This is a genomic window from Methylobacterium variabile, from assembly GCF_001043975.1.
Lineage (GTDB): Bacteria > Pseudomonadota > Alphaproteobacteria > Rhizobiales > Beijerinckiaceae > Methylobacterium > Methylobacterium variabile.
In genome coordinates, this window is sequence record NZ_LABY01000078.1 from 1 (window position 1) to 22,421 (window position 22,421).

General features: G+C 72.2%; 20 protein-coding genes. 13 read left to right on the forward strand and 7 right to left on the reverse strand.

Annotated elements, in window-relative coordinates:
* Both VQ02_RS12230 and VQ02_RS12235 read right to left on the reverse strand, forming a co-directional pair.
* Positions 1–1,041 (reverse strand): CheR family methyltransferase (locus VQ02_RS12230; RefSeq protein ID WP_048444475.1); only part of this gene is annotated, 1,041 nt, incomplete at its 3' end.
* Between the two features lie 13 nt (positions 1,042–1,054).
* A complete protein-coding gene (locus tag VQ02_RS12235) occupies positions 1,055–1,546 on the reverse strand; it encodes a chemotaxis protein CheW (protein WP_048444476.1) in 492 nt (163 codons plus the stop codon).
* 210 nt (positions 1,547–1,756) lie between these two features.
* On the opposite strand from VQ02_RS12235, the gene VQ02_RS12240 reads away from it, so the two are divergent.
* From VQ02_RS12240 to ilvN, 5 genes are all read left to right on the forward strand, one after another.
* Positions 1,757–2,431: an energy-coupling factor ABC transporter ATP-binding protein gene (locus VQ02_RS12240; protein ID WP_048444477.1), complete on the forward strand. Its 675-nt coding sequence runs from the start codon at positions 1,757–1,759 to the stop codon at positions 2,429–2,431.
* Positions 2,428–3,042 (forward strand): energy-coupling factor transporter transmembrane component T family protein, encoded by a 615-nt coding sequence (locus tag VQ02_RS12245; RefSeq protein ID WP_048444478.1) that lies wholly within the window; start codon positions 2,428–2,430, stop codon positions 3,040–3,042. Before VQ02_RS12240 ends, VQ02_RS12245 begins: the two co-directional genes overlap by 4 nt.
* Before the next feature lie 114 nt (positions 3,043–3,156).
* Complete coding sequence (locus tag VQ02_RS12250; protein ID WP_048444479.1) at positions 3,157–3,702, forward strand: biotin transporter BioY; 546 nt, start codon at positions 3,157–3,159, stop codon at positions 3,700–3,702.
* Between the two features lie 256 nt (positions 3,703–3,958).
* Positions 3,959–5,737, forward strand: coding sequence for an acetolactate synthase 3 large subunit (locus tag VQ02_RS12255; RefSeq protein WP_048444480.1), 1,779 nt, complete (start codon positions 3,959–3,961; stop codon positions 5,735–5,737).
* 29 nt (positions 5,738–5,766) lie between these two features.
* Complete coding sequence (gene ilvN / locus VQ02_RS12260; protein ID WP_048444481.1) at positions 5,767–6,309, forward strand: acetolactate synthase small subunit; 543 nt, start codon at positions 5,767–5,769, stop codon at positions 6,307–6,309.
* A 132-nt stretch (positions 6,310–6,441) separates the two neighbouring features.
* On the opposite strand, the gene VQ02_RS12265 is transcribed toward ilvN, so the two are convergent.
* Entirely contained in the window at positions 6,442–6,678 is a 237-nt protein-coding gene (locus VQ02_RS12265; protein WP_048444482.1) for a hypothetical protein, read from the reverse strand.
* Between the two features lie 189 nt (positions 6,679–6,867).
* On the opposite strand from VQ02_RS12265, the gene VQ02_RS12270 reads away from it, so the two are divergent.
* The 3 genes from VQ02_RS12270 (at position 6,868) to VQ02_RS12280 (ending at position 8,144) form a co-directional block, all read left to right on the forward strand.
* Positions 6,868–7,119 (forward strand): AbrB/MazE/SpoVT family DNA-binding domain-containing protein, encoded by a 252-nt coding sequence (locus VQ02_RS12270; RefSeq protein ID WP_048444483.1) that lies wholly within the window; start codon positions 6,868–6,870, stop codon positions 7,117–7,119.
* Complete coding sequence (locus VQ02_RS12275) at positions 7,106–7,417, forward strand: type II toxin-antitoxin system PemK/MazF family toxin (RefSeq protein ID WP_048444484.1); 312 nt, start codon at positions 7,106–7,108, stop codon at positions 7,415–7,417. Before VQ02_RS12270 ends, VQ02_RS12275 begins: the two co-directional genes overlap by 14 nt.
* Positions 7,418–7,481: 64 nt before the next feature.
* On the forward strand, positions 7,482–8,144 hold the full coding sequence (locus tag VQ02_RS12280; RefSeq protein WP_048444485.1) for a glutathione S-transferase family protein: 663 nt from the start codon (positions 7,482–7,484) through the stop codon (positions 8,142–8,144).
* Between the two features lie 3 nt (positions 8,145–8,147).
* Here VQ02_RS12280 and VQ02_RS12285 read toward each other — a convergent pair whose 3' ends face one another.
* A complete protein-coding gene (locus tag VQ02_RS12285) occupies positions 8,148–8,696 on the reverse strand; it encodes a DUF924 family protein (protein WP_048444486.1) in 549 nt (182 codons plus the stop codon).
* Between the two features lie 216 nt (positions 8,697–8,912).
* Between VQ02_RS12285 and ilvC the strand changes: the two genes are divergently transcribed.
* From ilvC to dps, 4 genes are all read left to right on the forward strand, one after another.
* A complete protein-coding gene (gene ilvC / locus VQ02_RS12290; protein ID WP_048444487.1) occupies positions 8,913–9,932 on the forward strand; it encodes a ketol-acid reductoisomerase in 1,020 nt (339 codons plus the stop codon).
* Positions 9,933–10,521: 589 nt separating this feature from the next.
* A complete protein-coding gene (locus tag VQ02_RS12295; protein WP_048444488.1) occupies positions 10,522–11,949 on the forward strand; it encodes an alpha/beta hydrolase in 1,428 nt (475 codons plus the stop codon).
* A complete protein-coding gene (locus tag VQ02_RS12300) occupies positions 11,946–13,505 on the forward strand; it encodes a GMC family oxidoreductase (protein ID WP_048444489.1) in 1,560 nt (519 codons plus the stop codon). Before VQ02_RS12295 ends, VQ02_RS12300 begins: the two co-directional genes overlap by 4 nt.
* Positions 13,506–13,707: 202 nt before the next feature.
* Positions 13,708–14,262 (forward strand): DNA starvation/stationary phase protection protein Dps, encoded by a 555-nt coding sequence (gene dps, locus VQ02_RS12305; protein ID WP_048444504.1) that lies wholly within the window; start codon positions 13,708–13,710, stop codon positions 14,260–14,262.
* Positions 14,263–14,421: 159 nt separating this feature from the next.
* On the opposite strand, the gene VQ02_RS12310 is transcribed toward dps, so the two are convergent.
* Positions 14,422–15,336: an FTR1 family iron permease gene (locus VQ02_RS12310; RefSeq protein ID WP_083469180.1), complete on the reverse strand. Its 915-nt coding sequence runs from the start codon at positions 15,334–15,336 to the stop codon at positions 14,422–14,424.
* A gap of 287 nt (positions 15,337–15,623) precedes the next feature.
* On the opposite strand from VQ02_RS12310, the gene VQ02_RS12315 reads away from it, so the two are divergent.
* The gene (locus VQ02_RS12315; protein WP_048444490.1) at positions 15,624–17,864 is read left to right on the forward strand and encodes a TonB-dependent siderophore receptor; all 2,241 of its coding nucleotides are present in this window, start codon (positions 15,624–15,626) and stop codon (positions 17,862–17,864) included.
* 201 nt (positions 17,865–18,065) lie between these two features.
* Here VQ02_RS12315 and VQ02_RS12320 read toward each other — a convergent pair whose 3' ends face one another.
* Together VQ02_RS12320 and VQ02_RS12325 are read right to left on the reverse strand one after the other, a co-directional pair.
* Positions 18,066–21,620 carry a molybdopterin cofactor-binding domain-containing protein gene (locus tag VQ02_RS12320; protein ID WP_048444491.1) on the reverse strand — a complete coding sequence of 1,185 codons (3,555 nt, stop codon included), beginning with the start codon at positions 21,618–21,620 and terminating at the stop codon, positions 18,066–18,068.
* Positions 21,617–22,153, reverse strand: a complete 537-nt coding sequence (locus VQ02_RS12325) for a (2Fe-2S)-binding protein (protein WP_048444492.1) — start codon at positions 22,151–22,153, stop codon at positions 21,617–21,619. The genes VQ02_RS12320 and VQ02_RS12325 overlap by 4 nt, the downstream gene beginning before the upstream one ends.
* Between the last annotated feature and the right edge of the window lie 268 nt (positions 22,154–22,421).

The window sequence follows — 22,421 nt, forward strand, 5'->3', positions numbered from 1 at the left end:
CGGCGGCACGCGGCGGGGCGCAGTGGGGACCGGAGCCGGAGCGGGTGCCGCCGGGGGCAGCAGCGGTGCCCAGAGGAGATCGCAGACCGCGTCCGGCGCCGTGTCGAGGGCCGGCGCCGGGGGCACGGGCGGCGGCAGGTCGGGCACCGCGCCGTCCGCCGGGCGGCGGTAGGCGGCAGTGCCCGGCAGGGAGACGGCCTCCAGGAACTCCGCGAAGGCGGGGTTCGGCTCGGCGTGGCCGAGGAGCAGCCAGCCCCCGGGCCGCAGGCGCCGGGCCAGGGCCCGCACCAGGGCCTGCACCACGTCGGGGTGGAAGTAGATCAGGACGTTGCGGCACAGGATGAGGTCGTAGTCGGTGAGCGCCAGGGAGGCGGTGCCGTCCAGCAGGCTCATCAGGTTCTGCGGCTCGAACCGGGCGAGCCCGCGGTATTCCGGCCGCAGCGCGAAGGTGCCCTCCCGCGGCCCCGGCCGGAAGTAGCGCCCGCGCTCCTCGGCCCCGAGGGTGCGCAGGGCCCAAGTGCCGTAGACCGCGCGCCGGGCGACCGCGAGCACGTCGCGGTTGATGTCGGTGCCGGTGAGCCCGATCCGCCACTCGGGCAGGCGCTCGCCCAGGAGCTCGTGCAGCACGATTCCGACGGAGTAGGTCTCCGGGCCGGTGGAGCAGCCCGCGCTCCAGATCCGCAGCCGCCGCTCGTCGCTCCGGGCGGCGATGCGTTCGGGCAGGATCGTGCCGCGCAGGGCCGCGAACTGCTCGGCGTAGCGGAAGAAGAACGTCTCCCCGATGGTGATCTCGGCCTCGAGCGCCGCCCACTCGGCCTCCGAATCCTCCAGGAGCGCGAGGTAGCCGGCGGGCTCTTCGAGCCCGCGGGCGCGCATGCGCCGGCCGATCCGCTCCCAGAGCAGGTCGTCCTTGTCGGCGTAGTAGTGGTGGCCGGTGCGGGCGACGAGGCGGCCCTTGAGCACCGCGAAGGCCGGGTCGCCGGTCGGGGCGGAGCCCCGCGGGATCTCGATGGTCGGGGTCGCGCCCCGCGAGGTGGTCATGCCGGGTTCGGGCTCAGGCCGCCCACTCGGCGAGCCGCGCCTGGGCGTCCCGGGTCTGCGCCGCCAGGCGCGCCTGCTCCTCGGCGAGCAGGATCCGGTCGACCGCGAGCCCGTGCACCAGCCGCTCGGCCAGCCGGATTTCGGCGGCAACGCAGCCGTTCAGCGTCGCCGCGTCGGCGACCGCCCGGACCTGGCCGGGCTCGACCCGCACGAGGTCGGCGACGCGGTCGACCAGCAGCGCGAGGGGCGGCTCGCCCTGGAGCAGGACGAGGTGGCGGTAGAGCGCCTGCCGGGCCGTGGCCGGCCGGCCGAGGCCGAACAGGACCGCGAGGTCGAGGACCGGCAGCGCCGTCCCGGCGAGGTTGAGAAAGCCCGCGAGCGCCGCCGGCGCCCCCGGCGGGCGCCACAGGCGGGGCAGGGGCAGGATCTCCCGCACCGACCGCTGCGGCAGGGCGCAGGCGGTCCCGGCGACATCGACCAAGAGGTAAGCCGTCCCGGCCGTCATCGCGCCACCTCGCTCACCAAGGGAAAAATCCGCCGCGGCGGATCGCGGCTCAGATAGGGGAGGCGGGGCCGGTTTCCAAACCGGCGCCTGCGCCATGCGGGGATCCTCGTGCCGGCCCTGTCGGCCGACGCAGGAGGTGCTATGAGGCGCCGCCCGGCCGGGATCCTCACCCCGCAGGCATCCTCGTCCCGGGAGAGGAGCGGACCCGTCATGATCGAGATCAGGCATGTCGGCCATGCCTTCGGGGAGCGCACCGTCCTGCGCGACCTCAGCCTCGACCTGACGGAGCGGCGCATCGCGGTCGTCGGCGGCAACGGGAGCGGCAAGAGCACCTTCGCGCGCCTGCTCAACGGCCTCCTGGTGCCGACCCACGGCACGGTGCGGGTCGACGGGCTCGACACGCGCCGCGAGGGCAAGGCGGTGCGCCGCAAGGTCGGCTTCGTGTTCCAGAACCCCGACAACCAGATCGTGCTGCCGGTGGTGTCGGAGGACCTCGCCTTCGGTCTGAAGAACCTCGGCCTGCCGAAGGACGAGATCGCCCGGCGCACGGACGAGGCGCTGCGCCGCTACGACCTCCACGACCTGCGCGACCATCCGGCCCACCTCCTGAGCGGTGGGCAGAAGCAGCTTCTCGCCCTCGCGGGCGTGCTCGCGATGGCGCCGGACGTCATCGTGTTCGACGAGCCGACGACGCTGCTGGACCTGCGCAACAAGCGCCGGATCGCGCAGGCCATCGACGGGCTCGCCCAGCGGGCCATCGTGGTCTCGCACGACCTCGCCCTCCTCGAGCATTTCGACCGGGTGCTGGTGTTCGAGGACGGCCGCGTGGTGATCGACGACCGCCCGGCAGTCGCCCTGCCGGCCTACGTCGCGATGATGTCGTGATACCGTACGTCCCGGGCGAGAGCCCCGTCCACCGCTGCCCGCCGGGCGCGAAGATCCTCGTGCTGATCGCGGCCGGCACGGCGCTGTTCGCGCTGCCGCGGCTCGACGTGGCCGTCTTCATGGCGCTCGCGGCACTCGGCCTCGCGGGGCTGCTCTCCCGGGTCGCCGGGATCCCGACCCGCCTCATGCTGGCCCAGCTGCGGCCGCTCGCCTGGATCCTCGCCGTGCTGGTCCTGGTCCAGCTCGCCCTCGACGGCTGGCTCGCCGGCCTCCTCGTCGCCGCCCGCCTCGCGGCGCTGGTGCTGCTCGCCGGCCTCGTGACGCTGACGACCCGCAGCAGCGACCTGATCGAGGCGCTGCAACGCGGCCTCGCCTGGCTCAAGCCCCTGGGGGCCAATCCCGCCAAGGCCGGCCTCGCCATCGCGCTCACCTTGCGCTTCATCCCGGTGCTGGCCGCCATCACCGCCGAGGTGCGCGAGGCGCAGCGGGCCCGGGGCCTGGAGCGCAGCCTGGTGGCGCTCACCGTCCCGGTCGTCGTGCGCATGCTGAAGATGAGCGACGACATCGCGGCGGCGATCGACGCGCGGTCCTACGACCCGGATCGTGGGTGATGGTCGACGGTGCGCGCGACGTGGTCGTCAGATCGAATGTCCCTGGCGGACCTGACACCCTCCCGAACCGTCGAGCCGCCGCCGACGTCCTCACAACTCTCATCAAGGACCCCCATGTCGACCCGGGACATCGTCTTCGTCGCCCTCTTCGCTGCCCTCACCGCCGCGCTCGGCCTGTTCCCGCCCGTGACCCTGCCGGTGGTCGGCGTGCCGATCACCGCGCAGTCGATGGGCGTGATGCTCGCCGGCGCGATCGCGGGCGCCAGGCGCGGGGGCGCGGCGCTCGCGCTGTTCGTCGTCCTGGTCTGCGCCGGGCTGCCGCTGATGGCCGGCGGCCGCGGTGGCCTCGGCATCGTCATGGGGCCGGGGGGCGGCTTCGTGCTGATGTGGCCGGTCGCCGCCTTCGTGATCGGGTTCCTGTACGAGCGCTCCCTGCGCACCCTCACGGTCTGGAAGGAGGCGCTGATCCTCGTCCTCGGCGGCGTCGTGCTCACCTACGCGGTCGGCATCCCGTGGATCGCCGCGGTTGCCCGCGTCGACCTGATGAAGGCGGCGATCGGCTCGGCCTGGTTCCTGCCCGGCGACGCCGTGAAGGTCGTCCTCGCGGTCCTGATCGCCCGGGCGGTGCGCCGGGCCTACCCGACGCTGCAAGCCCGCTGAGTCGGATCGTTAACGCGCGGGTCGATAATCGGTTGACCCTGCCCGGCGACGCGCGTAGGGTCCGCGCCACTCTCTAAAGGGCAGGCTTTCGACAGCATGCGTACGGTCCTTATTGTAGCGGAGGCGCCACCGACGGGGCGGGCTTGAGAAGCCCGGCATCCCAAGGGTGGCGCGTGCAGGGTCCTTCGGGGCCCTTTTTTGTTGCGTAAAACGGACCCGAGAGCGCGGACGAGAACCAAAGAGCGGGAGCGCGACGATGAGTGCGGGCGAGGTCATGACGGGCGCCGAGATGGTGATCCGGGCGTTTCAGGATCAGGGTGTCGACACCCTGTTCGGCTATCCGGGCGGCGCAGTGCTGCCGATCTACGACGCGCTCTTCCATCAGGACACGGTGAAGCACATCCTGGTCCGGCACGAGCAGGGTGCGGTCCACGCGGCCGAGGGCTACGCCCGCTCGTCGGGCAAGGTCGGCTGCGTCCTCGTCACCTCGGGCCCAGGCGCCACCAACATCGTCACGGGGCTCACCGACGCGCTGCTCGACTCGATCCCGCTCGTCTGCATCACCGGCCAGGTGCCGACCCACCTCATCGGCTCCGACGCGTTCCAGGAATGCGATACGGTCGGCATCACCCGCAGCTGCACCAAGCACAACTACCTGGTCAAATCGATCGACGACCTGCCGCGGATCCTGCACGAGGCGTTCTACGTCGCCTCGCACGGCCGGCCCGGCCCGGTGGTCATCGACCTGCCCAAGGACATCCAGTTCGCCAGCGGCGTCTACCGCCGCCCGGTCGACAACAGCCACAAGACCTACAACCCGCAGACGCAGGGCGACCCGGAGAAGATCCGCGCCGCCGTGGCGCTGATGGCCGGCGCCCGGCGCCCGGTCTTCTACACCGGCGGCGGCGTGATCAATGCCGGCCCGGAGGCCTCGCAACTGCTGCGCGAGCTCGCCCGCGCCACCGGCTTCCCGGTCACCTCGACGCTGATGGGTCTCGGCGCCTTCCCGGGTTCGGACCCGCAGTTCCTCGGCATGCTCGGCATGCACGGGACCTACGAGGCGAACCTGGCGATGCACGAGTGCGACGTCATGGTCTGCATCGGCGCGCGCTTCGACGACCGCATCACCGGCCGGCTCGACGCGTTCTCGCCCTTCTCCAAGAAGATCCACGTCGACATCGACGCCTCCTCGATCAACAAGACCGTCAAGGCCGATATCGGCATCGTCGGCGACTGCGCCTCGGTGCTCGCCGACATGCTGCGCGAGTGGCGTAGCGTGACGCCGGAGCCCGACAAGGGCCGCCTGACCGAGTGGCTGTCGAAGATCCGCGGCTGGAAGGCGCGGGAATGCCTCGGCTACTGGCCGTCGGGCACCACCATCAAGCCGCAATACGCGGTCCAGCGCCTCTACGAGGCGACCAAGGGGCGCGAGACCTACGTCACGACGGAGGTCGGCCAGCACCAGATGTGGGCGGCGCAGTACTACAAGTTCGACGAGCCGAACCGCTGGATGACCTCGGGGGGCTTGGGCACCATGGGCTACGGCCTGCCGGCGGCGATCGGCGCCCAGCTCGCCCACCGGAACGCGCTGGTGATCGACATCGCCGGCGAGGCCTCGATCCAGATGAACATCCAGGAAATGTCGACCGCCGTGCAGTACCGCCTGCCGGTCAAGATCTTCATCCTGAACAACGAGTACATGGGCATGGTGCGCCAGTGGCAGCAGCTGCTGCACGGCTCGCGCTACTCCGAGAGCTACTCGGAGAGCCTGCCCGACTTCGTCAAGCTCGCCGAGGCCTACGGCGCCAAGGGGATCCGCTGCTCCGATCCCGGCAGCCTCGACGCGGCGATCGCCGAGATGCTGGACTATGACGGCCCGGTGATCTTCGACTGCATCGTCGACAAGACCGAGAACTGCTTCCCGATGATCCCGTCGGGCAAGGCGCACAACGAGATGCTGCTCTCGGACTACCTCGGCGAGACCGGGGCGGATCTGGGCGACGTGATCTCCGACGAAGGCAAGATGCTGGTCTGAGCGGGCAGGGTTGAGAGGGTTTTAGGACGATGAACGCCATGAACACCCACTACCCCGATCCGGTCCGCGTCGAGCCGGTGAACCGCCACACCCTGGCGGTCATCGTCGACAACGAGCCCGGGGTGCTCGCCCGCATCGCCGGCCTCTTTTCCGGCCGCGGCTACAACATCGAGAGCCTGACCGTGTCGGAGACCGAGGAGGCCCGGCACATCTCCCGCATCACCATCGTGACGGCGGGCACCAACGCGGTGATCGAGCAGATCAAGGCCCAGCTCGACCGCCTCGTGCCGGTGCACCGGGTGGTCGACCTGACGCTCCAGGGCGATTCCCTCGAGCGCGAGCTGGCCCTGGTGAAGGTGGCGGGCAAGGGCGACCACCGGGTCGAGGCGATGCGGCTCGCCGCCGCCTTCGGCGCCCGCACCCTCGACGCGACGCTCGCCTCCTTCGTGTTCGAGCTGACCGGCACGACCGACGAGATCGACCGCTTCGTCAAGCTGATGGCGTCGGTCGGCCTCGTCGAGGTCTCGCGCACGGGCGTCGCCGCGATGGCGCGCGGGCCGGAGCCGATGTGAGGTGGGCAGCTCGGCGGGTGGGGCGCCGATCCGGCCCTGCCTGCCGTGCTCTCAGTGGTTCACACCGTACAGAATGCCGGCGAAACCGCTGGCCGACACGAAGAGGGCGAAAGCCGGCATTCGGAGCGCGGACTACCCGGCCGACCCGTCGCGGCTGAGGCGTGCTCCCGGATTTAGGAAGAGCGCCGCGAGAGGCCGAGCGCCGAAAGCCGCGATCAGGACCAGCAGCTCAACCCTCTGACGGACGTTGCCGAGGTTGTGGACGTCGCCGGCCACCGGCGTCGCGATCCCGACCGTGAAGCAGGACGTCGCCATCGTGTCGAGGGCGTTGGCAAGAAGCACGGTCTGCTCACGCCGGCTCTCCTTCATGCCCTTCGACCCGGAGATTGTCTGCCCCCAGGCAAGCCATTCAGGGCGGAGCGGTCCAGGTCCCGGCGCGAGCCGGGCTGGCCGATGGCACCGTCGCTCTCGGCAGGTCGCGCGGATCAGCCGCGAAAGACGCTCCGCTTCGAATGCCGTTGCCGATATGATGGGGTCTACGACAGCGAGAACGGAACGATGCGCGCCCGTCTGATCCGCTGGGGCAGCAGCCTCGCGGTCGAGCTTCCGGCTGAGACCGTGGCGGCCCTCGGTCTCACCGAGGGGCGGGAAGTGGAGATCGATCCGAGGCCGGCATCGGCCGGGCCCTCACCCCTGCTGGCCGCCATGCTGGAGGAGGCCCGCCGGCTCGGCCCGGGCGCTGAGCCGGAGTCGATCGACTGGGGACCCGACGTCGGCGCGGAAATCGTGCGCGACGATGATCCATACTGATCCGCTTCCGCGACCGGGCGACCTGGTACTCATCGATCTGGCCCCGGCAAAGGGGACAGAGCAGGATCGACGCCGCCCAGCCCTGGTCGTGTCGGAGGCCGAGATGCACCTGATGGCGCGGCGCGCCGTCATCTGTCCGGCCACTCGCAACGTCGCTCCGTGGCCGACCGAGGTCTTTCTGCCGCCCGGCCTCGGCGCCGAGGGCGCGGTGCTGGTCGATCAGGTCCGCGCGATCGACCGGCGCGAGCGCATCCTGCGTATGCTCGGGGCCGTACACCGGAGGTGCTCCTTGCGGTAAGGGACAAGCTCGCCGCGCTCCTCGGCCTGCCGCCGAGGTGAGGGCGGCCGCGCCGGGAGGCCCCATGTCCGACATCCCTACGCCCGACACCCTCACGCTCTACTACTCGCCGGGCGCCTGCTCGCTCGCGCCCCACATCGCCCTGGAGGAGACCGGCGCGCCGTTCGAGGCGGTGCGGGTGGATTTCGCGACCGCAGAGCAGCGCAGCGGCCGCTACCTCGCCGTCAACCAGAAGGGCAGGGTGCCGGCGCTCGCCGAGGGCGAGTGGGTGCTGACCGAGAACCCGGCGATCCTGCGCTACATCGCACGGCGGCACCCGCAGGCGGCCCTGTGGCCGGAGGATCCGCGGGAGGAGGCGCGCTGCGCCGAGTGGCTGGCCTGGATCTCGTCCACCATCCACCCGGCCTACGCCCATATCCGCCGGGCCGAGCGCTACGCCAGCGACGAGGCGGCGATCGAGGACGTGAAGGCCAGGGGCCGCGAGACCTGCGCCGACCTCTGGACGATGATCGAGGTCGGGCTCTCGCGGGGCGGCTGGGCCACGGGCGAGCACTACAGCGTCGCCGATCCCTACCTGCTGGTGTTCTGGCACTGGGGCCGCGGGTCGGTGCTCGGCTACGACATGGCCCGCCAGTTCCCGTACTGGACCGCCCATGCCCGCCGCATGGCCGAGCGCCCCGCCGTCCAGCGCGCCTTCGCCCGCGAGGGGCTGCCGCTCCCCGCGTAGGGGTCAGCCCCGGAACGCGTCCTCGCCCGCGAGGTAGTCCCGCTCGGCCGCCGTCTCGGGGCGGCCCAGCACCGGGTTGCGGTGGGGAAAGCGGCCGAAGCGGCGGATCAGCCCGTGGTGCTCGTGCGCCGCCTCCAGGTTCACCGGGATGCCGAGTTCGGCGAACAGGGCGACGCTGCGCTCCTGCGCCGCGAGCTCCTCCGCGTGCATCAGCGGCATGTACAGGAAGGCCCGCAAGGCCGGCTCGATCGCCCGGTCGTGGCCGCGGGCAATGGCGCGCTCGGCGGCGGACAGGGCCGCCGCGTCGGTCGCCCAGGCCCGGGGCGTGCCGCGGAACAGGTTGCGCGGGAACTGGTCGAGGAGCAGCACCAGGGCGAGCGCGCCGTCCGGCGTCTCCTCCCAGTCGGACAGCGCACCGCGGGCCGCCGCCTCGTGGGCGGGCAGGAAGGCCCGGCAGGCGGCGTCGAAGGCCGGATCGGCCTTGAACCAGCGGTCGAACCCGGCCTCGCGCCAGAAATCGACCAGTTCGGTGGGCGTCGCCCGTTGCGTCATCAAAATTCCTCGTCTGGTGCCGGGATGGCCCCTGCCCGCGCACGAAACCTCGCCGGCCCGCACGGCTGTGTGCGCGAAACCTGACAGGCATGTGCGCGTTCGCGCGCATAGCCTATTCCCTGACGCGAATCACGCCGCTACAAGCCGCCCGTCGCACGGCCGCTCCAGCGCCCGGAGCGTTCGAAATTCTTGCCATCTGCACAAGGGGGAGCCGCCATGCGGGTCTATTACGATCGTGACGCCGACATCAATCTGATCAAGGGCAAGAAGGTCGTCATCGTCGGCTACGGCAGCCAGGGCCACGCCCACGCGCTGAACCTGCGCGACTCGGGCGTGAAGGACGTGGTGGTCGCGCTCCGCAAGGGCTCGGCCAGCGCCAAGAAGGCCGAGGCCGAGGGCTTCACGGTCATGGAGGTCGCCGACGCCGCCCGCCAGGCCGACGTCATCATGATGCTGACCCCCGACGAGCTGCAGGCCGAGATCTACCGCGACTCGCTCCAGGCCAACATGAAGCAGGGCGCCGCCCTGATGTTCGCCCACGGCCTGAACGTGCACTTCAACCTGATCGAGCCGCGCGCCGACCTCGACGTGCTGATGGTCGCCCCGAAGGGCCCGGGCCACACCGTGCGCTCGGAGTACCTGCGCGGCGGCGGCGTGCCGACCCTGATCGCCATCGCGCAGGACGCCTCGGGCAACGCCCACGACCTCGGCCTGTCCTACGCCTCGGCGAATGGCGGCGGCCGCGCCGGCATCATCGAGACCACCTTCAAGGAGGAGTGCGAGACCGACCTGTTCGGCGAGCAGGTCGTGCTCTGCGGCGGCCTCGTCGAGCTGATCAAGGCCGGCTTCGAGACCCTCGTCGAGGGCGGCTACGCCCCCGAGATGGCCTACTTCGAGTGCCTCCACGAGGTGAAGCTGATCGTCGACCTCATCTACGAGGGCGGCATCGCCAACATGAACTACTCGATCTCGAACACCGCCGAGTACGGCGAGTACGTCACCGGCCCGCGCATCATCACGCCCGAGACCAAGGCCGAGATGAAGCGGGTGCTGACCGACATCCAGACCGGCGTGTTCACCCGCAACTGGATGCTGGAGAACCGGGTCAACCAGACCTCGTTCAAGGCCGTGCGCGCCCGCAACGCCGCCCACCCGATCGAGGAGGTCGGCGAGCGCCTCCGCGGCATGATGCCGTGGATCAAGGAGAAGGCCCTGGTCGACAAGGCCAAGAACTGACGATCACGCGCCGCAGCCCCGGACGGGCTGCGGCTGCCATCGCGAACGCCGCGCGGAATGCCCGTCCGCGCGGCGTTCCGCGTTTCAGGCGCCCAGTGGCGCCGCGGGAGATGGCCGAACCTGCCGCAGGGCGGGCGCTCCCGCGAGAGGGGGACGGGATGCCCGGCATCGGCCGGATGCCGCCTCGCCCCCGCGAGCGCCGGAAGGAAGGCCGGCACGCTTCGGGAGGTTTCCGCCGGCCCCGGCAAGGTCCGAGAAGACCTCTCAAAGCTCGCGACACGCACTTGTCAGGTCGAATGCACGAGCGGCATCTTCGAATCACTCTAGTTTAACATATGTTAAACTTTATGCCGATAAGCGAGTGCAGGTCGAGGCGTCCCGCGATCTAACAAATAAAACGCCATCTGGCGATCGGCAGAGGTCCTGTCTTGGATCGCCGATCGGGCACTCGCCTGCGATCTCCGTGGCGTGATGAGTGCCTTCCGGCACGCGAGATACGTCGACGACTCGACACATCATCCCGGGGTGCTGCAAGGCGCCGCGGGTATGGTGCCGTTGACGCAGCGCAGGCCCGCGCGATCTCGCCGGCATGACTGACGATCCCGTCCTCTTCTGCCTGCACTTCCTCGGGGGCAGCGCCCGCGAGTGGCGCCCCCTCGCCGCGCATCTCGGGCCCGCGGCGCGGTGCGTCGCCATCGACCTGCCGGGCTTCGGCGACGCCGCCGACCAGCCGGGCGCCGACGTCGGCGCCATGGCCGACCACGTCGCGGCCCGCATCCGGGCGGAGAGGCCGGGCGGGCCGTGGCTCGTTGCCGGCAACAGCATGGGGGCGAAGGTCGCCCTGGCGCTGGCGAGGCGCCACGAGGACGGGGAGGAGGGCCTTTCCGGCCTCGCCGGGCTGGTGCTGCTGGCGGGCTCGCCGCCGGCGCCGGAGCCGATGGCGGAGGAGCGCCGGCAGGCGATGATCGCCTGGATCGACGCCGATCCGGAGACCCGCCGGCGGGAGGCGGAGGCCTTCGTGGCGGCCAATGTCGGGGCGCCGCTCGACCCCGAGGACCATGCCCGGACGGTCGAGGACGTGCTGCGGGCGAACCCTGAGGCCTGGAAGGCCTGGCTCACCGGCGGCGCCAACGAGGATTGGCGTGCGCGCATCGGCACCCTCGCCACCCCGGCCCTCGTGGTGAGCGGGGCCGAGGACGGCGACCTCGGGCCGGAGGCGCAGGCCGCGCTGACCCTGCCGCACCTCGCGCGCCACCGCCACGTGGTGGCGCGCGGCGCCGGCCACCTGCTGCCGCTGGAGCGGCCGGGCGCCCTGGCGGCACTGATCCGCGACTTCATCGCGGCGCCGCCCGGAACCGGCGAGACGCCGACCCTGCCGCCGGCCTTCGCGGCGCTGATGGGCTCGGAGCGGGTCAACACCCGCCTGCGCACGGCGCTCCGCGAGCGGATGCGCGAGCCGGACGGCCCCTTCTGCCTCGCCCCGGAGGAGCGCGCGACGCTCGCGGCCTGCCTCGACCGGGTGCTGCCGCAGCCCGGCCCCGGCAAGATCGACCTCGCCCGCCGCATCGACGCGCGGCTCGCGAGCGGCACCGGCGACGGCTGGCGCTACGCCGCCCTGCCGCCGGACCCGCAAGCCTATGCCCGCGCCCTGCGGAGCCTCGACGCTGCGGCCGCAGAGACGCATGGGCGCCTCTTCCGCGACCTCGCCGGACACGACCAGGACGCGCTCCTCGACCGCGCCGCCGCCGGGCGCCTGCCCGCGACCCCGGACGGCCTCGCGCCCGAGCTGATGACCTGCTGGCTCGAGGAACTGCGCGGCGAGGCGGTGCGCACCTACCTCGCCCATCCGGCCGGCCTCGCGGCGATCGGCTTCACCGGGATCGGGGCGGGGGGCGACGATGCCGAGGCCCTGCCGGGCTACCGGCTGACCGGCCTCGACGCCCGCGAGGCGTGGGAAACCCCGATCCTGGAAACCCCGATCCTGGAAACCTCGGCCAGCACAGGAGACGTCCGATGAACCTCGCGGGGCAGCGCCGCTACGGCACCGACGAGGTCGTCGACGCCGTGGTGGTCGGCACCGGGGCGGGGGGCGCGCCGCTCCTCGCCGAACTCGCGGCGGCGGGCCTGCGGGTCGTGGCGCTCGAGGCCGGGCCGAACTTCGACCCGGCGGCCTACGGCTTCGACGAGACCCTAGCGGACGAGATCTACTGGACCGAGGAGCGCCTGAGCGGTGGCTCGACCCCGGAGGCGTTCGGGGCCAACAACAGCGGCACCGGCATCGGCGGCTCGACCCTGCACTGGGGCGCCTTCGTGCCCCGGGCCGATCCCCGCGACTTCCGCCTCCACGCCGAGAGCGGCGAGGGCTGCGACTGGCCCCTCGACCACGCCGAGCTCACGCCGTTCTACGACCGCGTCGAGGCGTTCATCGGCACCTCGGGGCCGACGCCCTATCCGTGGGACGAGGCCCGCCGCTTCCCCCTGCCGCCGGTCCTGCGCAACGGGCCGGCCCAGCTGATGGCCGCCGCGTGCGGCCGGCTCGGCATCGCGGCGACGGACGCCCCGGCGGCGGTGGTCTCGCGCGCCTTCACGCCCGGCGGAGCGGTGCCGCTCCGCAAGGCCTGCATCAATTGCGGCTTCTGCCACCAGGGTTGCCGCACCCGTGCCAAGGCCAGCATGGACGTCACCTACCTGCCGCTCGCGGTGGCGGAAGGCGCCGAGATCCGGCCGGACGCGCGGATGCACGGGGTCGAGCGCGACAAGGCCGGACGGATCACCGCCGTGGTCTATCGCAGCGGCGGCCGGGACCTCAGGCAGCGTTGCGCCAACCTGATCCTCTGCGCCGGCGCCGTCGAGACGCCCAGGCTCCTGCTCCACCTCGACCTCGCCACCGGCAGCGGCCAGGTCGGGCGCAACTACATCGGCCACGTCGCCACCCAGGTCTGGGGCACCTTCGCGCACGAGGTCGGCATGAACCGGGGCTATCCGTCCTCGCTCATCACCGAGGATTACGTGCGCCCGCAAGGAGCCGACTTCGCCGGCGGCTACCTGGTGCAGAGCCTCGGCGTCGAGCCGCTGACCTGGGGCAACGCGGTCGCCCGCGGCCGCGGCCTGTGGGGGCCGGCGCTCGCCGACTATCTCAGGCGGTACAACCAGGTCGCCGGCATCGGCATCAACGGCGAGACGCTGCCCTGCGACGCGAACATCCTGACCCTGTCGGACGAGACCGACGCCCTCGGGATGCGCAAGGCCCACATCAGCTTCGGCTACGGGCCGAACGAGACCAGCCTCAATGCCCATGCGACGGCGCTGATGCGGCGGATCTGGGAGGCGGCGGGCGCGACGGACATCTGGGTGCTGGAGCGGGTCGCCCACACCCTCGGCACCTGCCGGATGGGCCGCGACCCCGACGCCTCGGTGGTCGATCCGTTCGGCCGCAGCCACGAGGTCGAGAACCTCTGGATCTGCGACGGCTCGGTCTTCCCGAGTTCGCTCGCGGCGAACCCGGCACTCACCATCATGGCCCTGTCGCTGCGCACCGCCGGCGCGTTCCTCGGTTCCCGAACCTCCCGATAGCCTGACGCAAGGGAGGCCTGCGGCCGGCACGCTGTCCGGCCCGGTACTCCGCCCTAGCTCCCTTCTCATCGGACGGAGCCGGGACCCGGATCCGTCCAACCGCCCCGGCCACGCGGCCGGGACGGGCGGCAAAACCCCTCCTCAGCCCCGGAACGGCCGCCGCGCGGCCCCGTTGTTGCGGGAAATTCACGGAGTGACCGACATGACCGATTCCTCGGGCAAGACCGGCCAGTTGCGCCAGCACCGCACCCGCAACAACACCGACTCGAACGCCAAGCGCGTCTCGATCGAGACCCTGAATGCCCGCCTCGCCGACGGCATCGACCTGGCGCTCAACGTCAAGCAGGCGCACTGGAACCTGAAGGGCCCGCAGTTCATCGGCATCCACGAGATGCTCGACGGCTTCCGCACCGAGCTCGACGACCTCAACGACAAGGTCGCGGAGCGTGCCGTGCAGCTCGGCGGCACCGCCCTCGGCACCGCCAGCGTGGTGGCCTCGTCCTCGAAGCTCACCCCGTACCCGACCGACGTCTACGCCATCGCCGACCACCTCTCGGCCCTGATCGACCGCTACGCGGCCTACGCCAACGCGGTGCGCGAGAACATCGACCAGACCGACGAGGCCGGCGACCCCGACACCGCCGACCTGTTCACCGAGGTCTCCCGTGCGGTCGACAAGCAGCTGTGGTTCCTCGAGGCCCACGTGCAGGAGCCGACGGGCGCCATGCGCGACGGAGACGGCAAGGGCGCACGCTGAGAGAAGGGCGCACGCTGAAGAGCGCAGCCCCGGGGCACCGGCCGGCGAGGCAGTGGCACCACGACAACGCGAGAGGGCCCGGGACGTGCGTCCCGGGCCCTCTCGCGTTTCTCCGATCCATCCGCAGCGCCAGCCGCGCCGGCGCGGGCCCGACGGCGCTCAGCGCACCGAAACCCCTGGGGCCTGCGGCGCCTTGCTCGAGGCCTGCGGCGCCTTGCTCGTGGCCTGCGGCGCCTTGCTCGTGGCCTGCGGCGCTTTGTTCGTGGCCTGCGGCGCTTGGCCCGAAGCCTTCGCCTCGACAGGCCGGGTCCGCTGCACGACGAGCCAGGCGAGGGCGCAGAGGATGATCACGCCCTGCACCGCCAGGGCCTCCCAGCTGCCGTTGAAGCCGAGCTCGGTGACGAGCTCCGGCACGCCGTCGTTGTGCACCGGCACGATCACCTGCTCCTGCAGCTCCTGGATCGCCGCGCCGACCATGCGCAGGCCCATCACGAACAGGAAGGCCGAGGTGAGCAGGAAGACCGGGCGCAGGGGCAGACGCAGCGCCAGCCACTGCATCGCCACGAACACCACGGCGAGGAGCAGCGCCGCCGCCGCCAGCCCGCCGAGCAGCGACGCGTCGAAGCCGCCGGCGGTCCGCGCCAGGGCGTGCAGGAACAGAACCGTCTCGGCGCCCTCGCGAAAAACCGCCAGGAAGGCAATGCCGGCGAGGGACAGCACCGTGCCGGCCCCCATCGCCCGCTCGGCCATGCGGTTGAGCTCGGCCTTCCAGGCCGCCGGATCCTGGCGCAGGAACAGCCAGCCGCTCATCGTGAACATCAGGACCGCGGCGAGCAGGATGACGCCGGCCTCGATCAGGTCGTTGTGGTTGCCGTCGAAGAAGACCTCGAACACCCAGGCCATGCCGAGGCTCGCCACGACCGCGACGCCGGCGCCGGCATAGACCGGGGCGATCCGGTCCGCCGCCCCGGCCCGGCGCAGGAACGCCGCCAGCGCCGCAATGACGAGGAGCGCCTCCAGCCCCTCGCGGAACAGGATCGTGAAGGCCTGCGCGAAGGTGGATCCGTCGGCCATGGGGGTTCTCCTCGATGCGTCTCCGGCCGGGCGCCGCCGCGACCCGCCGGCCGCCCTCCTACGCCAAGATGCGACACCTTTCAAAGAACAGTTCGCAGTTTTGCATCATTCCAAACTAAGCTGGAATTCTTCCAGCATGTTGTATTCGTGCCGCATCGGCGTCCGAAGCGAGGTCTAGTTTTGAGATGATCTAAACGAAACAGACTGGATACTTATCACCTCGACCGACCGCACGTAAGGTGGCCGCATCCATCGTGCGCATCCCTCCCACCCGTGTTGCGTCAGGCATGAGCAAGAAATCCCGGTCCCCCTCCCGTTCGCCGCGCCGGCCCGCCGCGCGGTCGCTGCTCCTGTCCGGCCTGGCGACGGGACTCGCCGGCGCGCCGGCCCTGGCGCAGGAGACGATCCAGCTCAACGAGATCTCGGTCGCGGCGGCCCCGGCACCGGCACCGCGGGGCATCGGCGCGCCGGCCGATGCCTCGGCCACCAGCGGCGGCGGCGGAGGACCGAGCGGGGTGCAGGGCTACACCGCCCGGGTGTCGCCCACCGCCACCAAGACCAACACGCCGCTGATCGAAACGCCGCAATCGGTCTCGGTCGTCACCCGCGAGCAGCTCAACGACCGCAACGTCCAGACGCTCAACGAGGCGATCAACTACACGCCGGGCGTCGCCTCGAACGTGTTCGGCTACGATCCGCGCTTCGACGCCTTCTACATCCGCGGCTTCAACGTCACGAATATCGGCATCTACCGCGACGGGCTGCGCCAGCCCTCCTCGCCCTTCGCCATCCCGCGGGTCGAGCCCTACGGCCTCGACGCCATCACCATCCTGCGCGGGCCGGCGGGCGGGCTCTACGGCCTCGGCTCGCCCGGCGGCATCGTCGACCTGACCTCGAAGCGCCCGACCGCGGTCCCGTTCGGCGAGGTCTGGCTGCAGCGGGGCAACTACGACCGCTACCAGGGCAACTTCGACCTCGGCGGCCCGGTGGAGGGCAGCGACGGCCAGCTCCTCTACCGGGTGACCGGGCTGGTGCGGCAGAGCAGCACCTTCCTGCCCGGCAGCATCGACGACCGGGCGTACATCGCCCCGGCCCTGACCTGGCGGCCCTCGGCCGATACCAGCTTCACGCTCCTCACCGAGTACCTGAACAACACGGTGCCGGGAAACACCTCGTTCTACTCGAACTACGCCGATCCACGCTTCCAGAAGACGCGCATCTTCTCCGGCGACCCGGCGTTCCAGAACTTCAACACCGAGCAGTACCGGATCGGCTACGCCTTCGAGCACAAGTTCACGCCCGACATCGTGTTCCGCCAGAACTTCCGCTACTACCACGTCGACGCGGATCTGCGGTACACGCAGATCGACTCGCTGAGCGACGACCTCGCCCGCGCGTCGCGCAGCACCGGCCACATCCGCAACGCCCTCGACACGTTCTCGGTCGACAACCAGCTCGAGATTCGCGGCGCCACCGGACCGGTGCAGCACGACCTCGTCGCCGGCATCGACTACACCTACGCCACCTACAGCCAGCGCATGGGCTTCGGCGCCGCGCCGGACCTGCAGATCGGCGGCCTGGTGCGGCCGAACTACGGCGCGCAGTTCATCCCGGTGCCGGCCCTCGGGGCCGCCTCGCGGATCACCCAGTCGCAGCTCGGCACCTACGTGCAGGATCAGGCCAAGCTCGGCCGCTTCATCCTGACGCTCACCGGCCGGCACGACAGCGTCGCGACGGTGAACGAGACGGTGGGCGACCCGACGAGCCGGGCGGCGAGCTCGGACCGGGCGTTCAGCGGCCGCGTCGGCCTCAACTACCTGCTCACCGACGACCTCGTCCCCTATGTCAGCTACGCCACCACCTTCGCGCCCCAGCTCGGCCTCGACCGGCTCGGCAACGCCTTCCAGCCGACGAAGGGCGACCAGCTCGAAGGCGGCGTGAAGTTCAACGTGCCGGGCACCAGCGTCTTCCTCAACATGGCGGTGTTCGACATCACCCAGACCAACGTCCTGGTGCCCGACCCGGTCAACCCGATCCTGTTCACGGCGGCGGTCGGCGAGGTGAACTCGCACGGCGCCGAGCTCGAGGTGACGGCCAATCTGGGTCCCGGCATCAACGTGACCGCCGCCTACAGCCACGTCGACATCCGCACCACGAAGAACCCGGGCAGCCCGGGGGCCGTCGGCCTCGCGCTGTCGGGCATCCCCGGCAACACATTCCGGCTGTTCGCCACCTACGCCTTCCCGACCGAATCCGCCTTGAGCGGCCTCAGCTTCGGCGGCGGCGTGCGCTACGCCGGCACCAGCCCGGCCAACGACATGATCGACAGCTACCGCAACTCCACCGTGACCCTGTTCGACGCGGTAGCGGCCTACGACTTCGAACGCGTGGACCCGCGGCTGAAGGGGATGCGGCTCCAGGTCAACGTCTCGAACCTGCTGGACCGCAACTACTTCAACTGCCAGGCCGGCGCCTGCTACCGCGGCCAGCCGCGGCAGGTCCTGGGGAGCCTGATCTATCGGTGGTGAGGGTGGGGGCGGTCGAGTGGCGCATTCCTGCCTGCCCCGACATCCCGGGGCCGCGCAGCGGAACCCGGACCGCCGGAGGCTGGGCCAGAGGCTCAGGTCGGTGAGGACGAGGCGGAGAGCCGTCCGCATTCGCCGAGCCCGGGGGTGACGCGGTCGCTGCGCCCCGTCGCGTTCGCGTCGCGGAAGCAGCCGGGATGCCCTCTACCACCCCGCATGCGGCTTGAGGCCCCGAACCCTCGCCACCGCCGCCTCCAGCCCCGGCCAGGCCGGGGCATCGGGGGCGTAGCGGGCGCGGGTATAGGCGACGATGTCGGCGACTTGGCGGTCGGTGAGGCTGTCGCGGAAGGCCGGCATCGCGGCGGGGGGCGCCGACGGATAGGGAGCGGGGAAGCGCTCGGCCGCCGCCGGGATGCCGTTGAGGACGGCCTGGATCAGGTTGTCCGGGTGGGCGCTGTGGACCGCGGTGACGAGGCCCAGCGGCACCAGCTCGCCGCCGGCCCCGCCCTCGTGGCAGGAGGCGCAGGCGCCCTGGAACAGGGTCGCGGCCCCGGGCGGCGGCGCGGCCGCCGCGGCGGCCGCGGGCCGTGGCGCCGTCGCGTCGCCCGCGAGGCTCGCGAGGTAGACCGCCATGGCGCGGATGTCGGAATCGGGCAGGGGCCCCAAGGAGGCGACCACGTCCGCCATCGGGCCGGCGGCGCTGCCGTGCCGGTGCGAGCGCCCGGTGCGCAGGTAGGCGTAGAAGTCGTCCTCGCTCCAGGGCAGGGGCGCGCGGGACGGGCCGGTCAGGGCCGGCGCCTCCCAGCCGTCGGCGAAGCCGCCCGCGAGCCGGGCCGCTCCCCGGCGCTCGGCCCCGAGCGCGTTGCGCGGGCTGTGGCAGGCGCCGCAATGGCCCAGGCCCTCGACCAGGTAGGCGCCCCGGTTCCAGTCCGGGCCGCGATCCGGATCGCCGATCGCGGCGGGGCGGTGGAACAGGGCGTTCCAGTTCGCCATCAGCGGCCGCAGGCTGAAGGGGAAGCGCAGCCTCGTTTCGGGTACCGCCCCCGCCAGCGGGGCCTGCGCCATCAGGTAGGCGTAGAGCGCCTGCAGGTCGCGCTCGGCGACGTTGACGAAGCTGGTGTAGGGGTGGGCCGGGTAGAGGTGGTGCCCGTCACGCGAGATGCCCTCGCGCATCGCCCGGGCGAAGGCGGGATAGGACCAGGCGCCGATGCCGGCCTGCGCATCCGGCGTGATGTTCGAGGCGTAGACGGTGCCGAACGGCGTCTCCAGGCCGCGCCCGCCCGCGAAGGACGCACCGTCCGGCCCGACGTGGCAGACGAGGCAGGCGCCGGCCGCCGCGACGAGGCGCCCCTGCGCGATGGTGGCGGCCGAGTAGGCGGCGGGGTCCGGCCGCTCGATCGACGGATAGGCCGGGCGCCAGGGCAGGAGGGTGGTGACGAGCGCCAGCGCCCCGGCGCCGGCGCCGAACAGCCCGGCGAGGAAGCCGCGGCGGCGCGGCGCCTCGGGCCCGGCGATCCGCGGCGGGTTGAGGGCGGCGCGCACGGCCTCGGCCGTCAGGGGGAGTTCCCGGAAGCGGATGCCGGTGGCGTCGAACAGCGCGTTGGTGATCGCCGCGGCGCTCGGCACCGAGGCCGACTCGCCCGCCCCGAGCGGCGGCTCCTGCGGCCGCGGCACCATCAGCACGTCGATCTCCGGCACCTGCGGGAAGGCGAGGATCGGGTAGCTGCCCCATTCCCGGCTCGTCACCCCGGTGGCGTCGAAGCCGACCGACTCCTTCAGCACCCGGCTCGTCGACTGGATGACGTTGCCGTGGATCTGGTGGCGCACCCCGTCCGGGTTGATCATCAGGCCGGAATCCTGCCCGACCACCACCCGGGTCACCGCGACCTCGCCGGTGATCCGGTTGACCGCGACGTCCGCGACCCAGGCGGCCCAGGCCGCCGCCTTCCCGGGGAACGGCCCGTGGACGTAGACCGCGTAGGCGAAGCCGCGCCCGTACAGGAGGTCGCCGGAGCCCCCATGCGTGCCGGGCCTGGTATGCGGCACCCAGGCCGCCCGTTCGGCCACCGCCCGGACGAGGTCGGCGGCGCGGGGATCGGGCAGGTAGCGCAGGCGGTACTCGATCGGGTCGACGCCGGCCGCGGTCGCGAGCTCGTCGATGTAGGATTCGTGCGCGAAGGTGTTCGGCAGGGCCGAGACGCCGCGCAGCCAGGAGGCGCGGGCGATCGGCGGCATGTCGTGCACCGTCACCCGGGCGTGGCCGAAGGCGTAAGGCGGCACCGCCGTGCGGTCGCCCATCGGGTAGACGGCGGGCTGGCCTGCGACCTTGCCGGTGAGGATCAGCGCCAGGGTCGGGGCGCCGTTCGAGGGGTAGCGGGTCTCGAAGTCGTAGGCCGCCGGTCCGCCCTCGGCATCGAGGCCGCCGCGCACGTCCATCACCTGGGCGGCGCCCTTCGGCTCCCAGGCGTGCTCCTGCTCGCGGGTGAGCTGCACCCGCACCGGCCGCCCGACCGCCCGGGCGAGGAGCGCGGCGTCGGCCGCGACGTCGTCGGCGCAGTTGCGGCCGTAGCAGCCCGCCGCCTCGTGCCGCTCGATCGCGATCCTCTCCTCCGGCATGTCGAGGAGGAGCGCGAGGTCGCTCTGCAGGACGTGCGGGTTCTGGGTGCCCGACCACACCACGAGGCCGCCGTCGCGGAACTCCGCCACCGCGCAGGACGGGCCGATCGAGCCGTGCATCTGGTAGGGCCAGACGTAGGTGCGGTCGAGCCGGGGCTCGGCATGGGCGAGCGCCCGGTCGACGTCGCCGCGGTCGAGGAGCCGGCGCGGGGTCGCGGGATTGTCGCGCAGGGCCGCCTCGGGCCGATTGAGGTCGGGCAGGCCCTGCCACGGCCGCCAGGTCAGGCCGAGGCAGCGCGCGGCCTCGGCGGCGTTCTCCTCGCGCTCGGCGACGACGCCGACGAAATCGCCCTCGACCACCACCGCGACGAGGCCCGGGATATGGGCGACCGAGGCCTCGTCCACCGCGAGCAGCGCGCCGCCGAGGGCGGTGTCGACGCCGGGATAGGGCGGCCGGACCACCCGCCCGTGCACCATGCCGGGCACCCGCACGTCGTGGACGTAGGTCCAGGCGCCGGTCGCCTTGGCGGGGATGTCGACCCGCGGCACCGGCCGGCCGACGATCGTGTAGTCCTCGACCGCCTTCAGGGCCGCTGCGGGGTCCAGGGTCAGCTCGGTGCGGGCGCCGCGCACCAGGTCGCCGTAGGCGACGGCGAGATCCGGCTCCGCCGCAACCCGGACGGCGCCGGCCGCGACGGTCAGCTCATCCGTGCCGCGGTTGAGCCGGCGCGAGGCGGCCTCGACCAGGTGGCGGCGAGCGGTGGCGGCGGCCTGGCGCAGGGGAACGGCCGCGATCTGGATCGTCTCGCTCGCGATGGTGCCGCCCTGGTCGGGGGCGGTCGCGGTGCTGCCGAGCTCCATCGCGACCCGCTCCAGCGGCACGTCGAGCTCCTCGGCGACGATCTGGGCGAGCGCCGTGCGGATGCCGGTGCCGAGGTCGACGTGGCCGTTGAAGGCGGTGACCCGGCCGTCGCCGCCGACCGCGAGGTAGAGCGCACGCTGCGGCCCCGCCGCCGCGGCGGCCCCCGGCGTGTCGCCGAGGCGGGGTGGCCGGCCCATGGTCTCGCGGTAGACGAGGAGGAGGTCGCCCGCCTCCTGCCAGTGCCGGCCTTGCGCGGCGGGGTCGGCGCGATGCGCGGTCATGCCTCGTCTCCGCCGTCCCCGCGGGCGCGCATCCGCGCGGCGGCGGCGCGCACCGCGCGCAGGATCTCGATATGGGTGCCGCAGCGGCACAGGTTGGCCTGGAGACCCGAGCGGATCTCGGCCTCGCTCGGGTCGGGGTTGGCGGCGAGCAGCGCCACCGTGGTCATGATCATGCCGTTGAGGCAGTAGCCGCACTGGGCCGCGTTCTCGGCCACGAAGGCCTCCTGCACCGGGTGCAGCCGCCCGCCCTCGGCGAGGCCCTCGAGGGTCACGATCCGGCGCCCGACCGCGGCGCGCAGGGGGATCGCGCAGGACCGCAGGGCCCGTCCGTCGACCAGCACCGTGCAGCTGCCGCACTGGCCGAGGCCGCAGCCGTATTTCGGCCCGTTCAGGCCGAGGTCGTTGCGCAGGACGTAGAGGAGGCGGGTGGAGGGGGCGGCCTCCACCGCCGCGCTCCGGCCGTTGACCGTCAGGACATGGCGAACGGGCGCCAGTCGCGTGTCGTTGGCGATCGGCCGTCGATCGTCCTGCATCCGTTGTTCCTGCCCCCTCCGGCCTCCGGCTGTCCCGCCGGATGCCGACAAGTCTCACAGATTTCCGCCGGGACCGGAACCGGGCCGGCCGCCGATTCTCGCGGCTTGCAAGAGCTTGGCCAGAAGGAGCTGGGCCGGAGCGGTCCGGCTCGGGAAGTGGCCGGGGATGGAGCCGTTCGTCACGCAAGAGCCGGCCCTCCTCGGCGAACAGGGCGGCGCGATCGCCGGGCTCGCCCCGGCGATCTGCATCGCGGCCGGCATGATGACC

Bases quoted from the DNA above. Each gene is read 5' to 3' on its own strand.
- VQ02_RS12240 (WP_048444477.1), top strand. From the start codon at position 1,757: ATGATCGAGATCAGGCATGTCGGCCATGCCTTCGGGGAGCGCACCGTC.
- VQ02_RS12325 (WP_048444492.1), bottom strand. From the start codon at position 22,153: ATGCAGGACGATCGACGGCCGATCGCCAACGACACGCGACTGGCGCCC.
- VQ02_RS12265 (WP_048444482.1), bottom strand. From the start codon at position 6,678: ATGAAGGAGAGCCGGCGTGAGCAGACCGTGCTTCTTGCCAACGCCCTC.
- ilvN (WP_048444481.1), top strand. From the start codon at position 5,767: ATGAACGCCATGAACACCCACTACCCCGATCCGGTCCGCGTCGAGCCG.
- VQ02_RS12280 (WP_048444485.1), top strand. From the start codon at position 7,482: ATGTCCGACATCCCTACGCCCGACACCCTCACGCTCTACTACTCGCCG.
- VQ02_RS12320 (WP_048444491.1), bottom strand. From the start codon at position 21,620: ATGACCGCGCATCGCGCCGACCCCGCCGCGCAAGGCCGGCACTGGCAG.
- VQ02_RS12250 (WP_048444479.1), top strand. From the start codon at position 3,157: ATGTCGACCCGGGACATCGTCTTCGTCGCCCTCTTCGCTGCCCTCACC.
- VQ02_RS12295 (WP_048444488.1), top strand. From the start codon at position 10,522: ATGACTGACGATCCCGTCCTCTTCTGCCTGCACTTCCTCGGGGGCAGC.
- VQ02_RS12310 (WP_083469180.1), bottom strand. From the start codon at position 15,336: ATGGCCGACGGATCCACCTTCGCGCAGGCCTTCACGATCCTGTTCCGC.
- VQ02_RS12315 (WP_048444490.1), top strand. From the start codon at position 15,624: ATGAGCAAGAAATCCCGGTCCCCCTCCCGTTCGCCGCGCCGGCCCGCC.
- VQ02_RS12255 (WP_048444480.1), top strand. From the start codon at position 3,959: ATGAGTGCGGGCGAGGTCATGACGGGCGCCGAGATGGTGATCCGGGCG.
- VQ02_RS12285 (WP_048444486.1), bottom strand. From the start codon at position 8,696: ATGACGCAACGGGCGACGCCCACCGAACTGGTCGATTTCTGGCGCGAG.
- VQ02_RS12235 (WP_048444476.1), bottom strand. From the start codon at position 1,546: ATGACGGCCGGGACGGCTTACCTCTTGGTCGATGTCGCCGGGACCGCC.
- ilvC (WP_048444487.1), top strand. From the start codon at position 8,913: ATGCGGGTCTATTACGATCGTGACGCCGACATCAATCTGATCAAGGGC.
- VQ02_RS12275 (WP_048444484.1), top strand. From the start codon at position 7,106: ATGATCCATACTGATCCGCTTCCGCGACCGGGCGACCTGGTACTCATC.
- VQ02_RS12300 (WP_048444489.1), top strand. From the start codon at position 11,946: ATGAACCTCGCGGGGCAGCGCCGCTACGGCACCGACGAGGTCGTCGAC.
- VQ02_RS12270 (WP_048444483.1), top strand. From the start codon at position 6,868: ATGCGCGCCCGTCTGATCCGCTGGGGCAGCAGCCTCGCGGTCGAGCTT.
- dps (WP_048444504.1), top strand. From the start codon at position 13,708: ATGACCGATTCCTCGGGCAAGACCGGCCAGTTGCGCCAGCACCGCACC.